The organism is Anaerococcus sp., from assembly GCF_022770135.1.
Taxonomy (GTDB): domain Bacteria; phylum Bacillota; class Clostridia; order Tissierellales; family Peptoniphilaceae; genus Anaerococcus.
The window spans coordinates 1-4,573 of sequence record NZ_JALEIL010000083.1 but is presented as its reverse complement, the minus strand read 5'-3'; the positions used below and the strand labels follow the sequence as shown (position 1 = coordinate 4,573).

7 protein-coding genes are annotated in these 4,573 nt (G+C 36.0%); 3 read left to right on the top strand and 4 right to left on the bottom strand.

Annotation, left to right across the window (positions count from 1 at the left end; translation table 11 throughout):
• Positions 1–16 precede the first annotated feature (16 nt).
• Both MRZ08_RS08080 and MRZ08_RS03750 read left to right on the top strand, forming a co-directional pair.
• Entirely contained in the window at positions 17–169 is a 153-nt protein-coding gene (locus MRZ08_RS08080) for a transposase (RefSeq protein WP_320603726.1), read from the top strand.
• A 607-nt stretch (positions 170–776) separates the two neighbouring features.
• Positions 777–1,121 (top strand): nitrous oxide-stimulated promoter family protein, encoded by a 345-nt coding sequence (locus tag MRZ08_RS03750; protein WP_297379372.1) that lies wholly within the window; start codon positions 777–779, stop codon positions 1,119–1,121.
• Positions 1,122–1,130: 9 nt separating this feature from the next.
• Here MRZ08_RS03750 and MRZ08_RS03745 read toward each other — a convergent pair whose 3' ends face one another.
• Positions 1,131–1,325 carry a PTS ascorbate transporter subunit IIC gene (locus MRZ08_RS03745; protein WP_004835393.1) on the bottom strand — a complete coding sequence of 65 codons (195 nt, stop codon included), beginning with the start codon at positions 1,323–1,325 and terminating at the stop codon, positions 1,131–1,133.
• On the bottom strand, positions 1,325–2,383 hold the full coding sequence (locus tag MRZ08_RS03740; RefSeq protein ID WP_297379368.1) for an SPFH domain-containing protein: 1,059 nt from the start codon (positions 2,381–2,383) through the stop codon (positions 1,325–1,327). Before MRZ08_RS03740 ends, MRZ08_RS03745 begins: the two co-directional genes overlap by 1 nt.
• Before the next feature lie 115 nt (positions 2,384–2,498).
• Between MRZ08_RS03740 and MRZ08_RS03735 the strand changes: the two genes are divergently transcribed.
• A complete protein-coding gene (locus MRZ08_RS03735) occupies positions 2,499–3,272 on the top strand; it encodes an alpha/beta fold hydrolase (protein WP_297379366.1) in 774 nt (257 codons plus the stop codon).
• On the opposite strand, the gene MRZ08_RS03730 is transcribed toward MRZ08_RS03735, so the two are convergent.
• Both MRZ08_RS03730 and MRZ08_RS03725 read right to left on the bottom strand, forming a co-directional pair.
• Positions 3,269–3,814 (bottom strand): class I SAM-dependent methyltransferase, encoded by a 546-nt coding sequence (locus MRZ08_RS03730; RefSeq protein ID WP_297379363.1) that lies wholly within the window; start codon positions 3,812–3,814, stop codon positions 3,269–3,271. The genes MRZ08_RS03735 and MRZ08_RS03730 overlap by 4 nt on opposite strands.
• 31 nt (positions 3,815–3,845) lie before the next feature.
• A partial coding sequence (locus MRZ08_RS03725; protein ID WP_297379362.1) for an XRE family transcriptional regulator occupies positions 3,846–4,573 on the bottom strand: 728 nt, incomplete at its 5' end.

The window sequence follows — 4,573 nt, the reverse complement described above, 5'->3', positions numbered from 1 at the left end:
TTATTATCTAGAATATATTAAGAACTCATTCACCTATGATTATTCTAATGGACCTATTGAGGGGGTTAACAACTTTGTTAAGGTATTAAAGAGGATAGCTTTTGGTTACAGGAATTTCGCCAATTTTAGAACAAGAATATTCATTACAAGAAATTTATTAGCTAACTAAAAAATTCAGGGATAGAAAATCTATCCCTGATTAAGAATTTGGTTGATTTTTATTTACCAACACGATTTGACAAAGAGCCATTTTAAATGCTAGCGCATTTAAAACCCTGCAAGGGACATGGTCACAGGGTTCGAGTCCCGTAAGGGCCACCAAACATCTCAGCTATGGGGTGTTTTTTTTGCCCGCCGTACCGGTTATGAGAGGTCGAACGAAAACTCGCTTACTTCTTAAGCTTCTACGAATACTCGATTCTTGCGAATCTTTTCGTGCTATCGCACTATGTATTCGGCTTAAATAGCCGAAGTCAACGGCTATTTAAGTGCACTTCGTGCTAAGTTTTCGGGATAAAGGTCCATTTAGGACCTTTATCAGGTCCAGGGTTCGAGTCCCGCAAGGCCCACCAAACATCTCACTATGAGGTGTTTTTTTTGCCCACCAACCGGTTATGAGCACGCGCATAACTGTTCTCTGGTGTCTGGTATTTTTTATATACTTTTATGGTTACATTTATTTTAGAGAGATTTTCTTGTGTATCTTAATCTGATATGTAAAATTATAAAGGATAAAGATAGGTCTATCTAGTATAGTGATTTCATAGGAGGGATTTATGGACAAGAAGCTTAAGGAAGAATACAAGACTGTTTGTGAAATGATTGATTTGTATCATAGGAAAAATGATAGGTTTTCTGATGGTGATATTAGTGAGCTTAAGGCTTATGTCAAAAGGAAGCTTTCATCTTGTCCTCATGGATCTAGTAAGCCCTTTTGCTCTTATTGTAAGATCCATTGCTATGAGCCAGTCAGGAGAGCAGAGATTCTTGATATTATGAGATTTTCTGGTCCTCGTTTTATTTTCTATAGACCAGGCAAAGCTATAAAGCATATCTTACATAAATCTAGTTTTATTAGAAAACTTGCAAGTAAAAAGGCTTACAGAAAATATTTTCTGTAGGCCCATTCTTTACTCAATATCTAAGTCTATTGGCTCATCTATCGTTTCTGATACATATTTTCCGTCTTTTTTTCTTTGTTTGACACATTCTGTAAGGAGGTATTCTATTTGTCCGTTTATTGATCTGAAATCGTCCTCGGCCCATTGGGCAATTTGATTGTAGAGTTTCTCTGATACCCTTAGGGGTATTTGTTTTTTGGCCATTAATACAAGCTTCCTGTATTGACTATGGGGCTTGCTTCGTGGTTACCACAAAGAACAACGAGGAGGTTTGATACCATGGCGGCTTTTCTTTCTTCGTCTAGGTCGACTACTCCATTTTCTTCAAGCTTAGCAAGGGCCATCTCTACCATGCCCACTGCTCCATCTACTATCATTGCTCTAGCGTCGATTAGGGCTGATGCTTGTTGTCTTTGTAGCATAGCTGCTGCGATTTCAGATGAGTAAGATAGGTGGGTAATCCTTGCCTCTATTATCTCAAGACCTGCAAATTCTACTCTTTTTTGAATTTCTTCCTTGATTCTTCTAGCTACTATTTCACTAGATCCTCTAAGAGATCCATCATCTGGCTCTCCATCGCCTGTTGTATCGATTTGGTAATGAGGATTTACATCGTAAGGATATTGGCGAACAATGTTTCTTAGGGCTGTATCTGTTTGTAGAGATAGATATTCTTTGTAATTGTCAACATTGAATACTGCCTTGGCAGTGTCCTTTACCTTCCACATTACTGCTATACCAATTTCTACAGGATTTCCTAAATAATCGTTGATTTTTTGTTTGCTGTTATTTAGGGTCATTACCTTTAGGGAAATCTTCTTGTTGGTAGATTGGTAGGAATTAGACTTATCAAAAATCTTTATGCCATCACTCACATCTCCAGATTGGCCTAACTTGGTGTTGGCAGCAGGATTTACCGCAGAAACGAAGGGATTCACATAATAGAAGCCCTCGCCCTTTATAGTTCCAATGTATTTACCAAAAAGTGTTAGTACTAGTGATTCTTGAGGTTTTAGAAGTTTAAGCCCCAAAAGCATAATCCAGCCTAAGGCTGCAAAGACAATTCCTATTACTAGAAATACTATATTTAGGCTTGAGTAATTACCGCTATCGATAATATTTCCATTCACTGCTATTGTCAAAATTGCTCCTGCTAGGAGGATAAGGTAGACCAAAAGCATTAGAAGACCATTCTTCTTTGCCTTAAGGATCTTCTCTTCGACATTGTCAGAGTTTTCGAGTTTCTTTTCTAACTTGTCCATATTTTACTCCTTATATATATTTGATATCATTATGATATCACTTTCATTTCATTTGGTCAATAGGTTTGGATAGATTTTACATAAGCTTTGGGGTAAATATATTCTAGGAGGGGATATGAAATATTTATATAAAAGTATCAGAGCTAAAAACAACGACCTAATCAGAGGAGTCCTAAATGCTCCTGATGATTTTTCCGAAAATAAAAAATACCCTGCGATAATATTCTTCCATGGTCTTATGGATGATAGAAATGGGATTAATTATATGTCTATCCAACATGCTAAGTATCTCACAGCAGCGGGTTTTCTCGTCTATAGATTTGACTTTAGGGGATGCGGGGAAAGTGAGGGAAGCTTTTTTGATTTAACTTTCACTAGACAGATAGAAGATGCCCAGATTATCTATGACTTTGTAGAAAATGAAAAATTTGTAGATAAGAAAAATATATTCATCAGAGCCCACTCCATGGGAGGAGCTGTCGCCATAAAGCTAGCCCAGCTTAAAGACCCTAAGGGCCTTATACTCTATGCACCAGGAAGTAATTATTCCTTGGAGAACTCAAATCTAATAAGGTCGCTAGATGATTTATCCAAAAGTCAGCTACTTGGCGAAAAGGACCTAGGAGGTCTTAGACTATCAGCTAAGATTGTAGAAGATAGCAGGAAATATAATTTCCTAGAAATTGCGGAAGAATATAAGGGCAAGGTCCTTATGGTTAGGGGAGGGAAGGATCCTGTAATAGAAAAAGAATCCATGACCCTCCTAGAAGAGAAGTTCACGGATTGTAAATATATAGAAATAGAAAATGTCGGTCACAACTTCACAAGTTATGAGAAGAGACTTGAGATTTTTGCCTTAACTAATGACTTTATTAGAGAAAATATTTAGAATTTCTTCTCTATTGTGACCACATAAGGGGAGATGTCTTTCTTGTTTGGGTAGGATAATTTGAGAATAGCAAAGTCCTTTGGGTCTAGCTCTTCTAGGAAGTGATCAAGCCTATCTGCTTCAATCTTTCCTTGAGCATGGCCTGGGTAGATAGTTAGAATAACTCTGCCCCTTTTCCTTAGAAGACTTAGGACCTTGTCTAAGCTATCTATAGTAGAATCAGCCCTTGTAGTGATGGTCTTATCAAAATTTGGAAGATAGCCTAGATTATAAACAGCCAAGTCGATTTTTTCTTTTATATACTTATCAATATTGGCGTGACTGTCCAAAATAAAGGTAAAATTATCCCTTGGTCCAAGAAGCTTTAAGGTATTTTCCCTAGCTGCCTTTTGAATATCAAAAGCAACAAGCTCCTTTGCTCCCAATACATCTAGGATAAAGGCTGAATCATTCCCATTACCTGCCGTCATATCCACAGCAAGGTCAATATCCTTATCTCTAATAAGAATCTCCTTAACAAGGTCTGTTACTCTTTCAATCATAATTGCTCCTTAGAATAATTATACTAGTAAGCTATTTTTTTATATTATTGAATTTATGTAAGATAAAATTATAAGTATCAGGGTCAGTCCTTTTAGAAATATCGAGGGCTTCTTTTATATAATCTTCGTAAGGAAGCTTATCATCCATTAGGATAATAGCTTTTGTATAAAGCATTACGGCCGACTTAGGATTCTTTGAATTATTAGCTAGGGCCATATTAATATATTCTAGAGCTCTCTTATTATCTTCCAATACGTAATAAATATTACTAATATTATGGTACAAAATTGCCCTGGCATTTTCATCTAAGACTTCGCTATCTTCTATAAATCTACAAATTCTTAGCCTTTCTTTAAAATCATCTAAACATACTGCATAGTTCATCAAAATCCTATAATCTATATTATCATAATAATTATTATTTAGATCATTGAAATCAAACTTTCCACCTGCATTTAGTGCCTCTATGATTAAATTCTTTCTAAGAGCAGGATTATCTTTGATTTCCATACTCCTAAAAAACATAATCAACTTACTAGCCTTAACCTTCACAACATCTCTAGAAGTTCTTTCTTTTATTTTTATAAGTTCATTAATCTCACGGGACTGATCTTTCCCCTCGTACCTATCTTTGCTATTTAAGGAAGAAATGATGTTTTCAATGCTTGAGCTATCCTCATACATTATCTCAAAATACTTTTCAATCAAATCGACAGACAAAACGGAAGAAAGTTTATCCAAGTTATCCAAATCAAAGT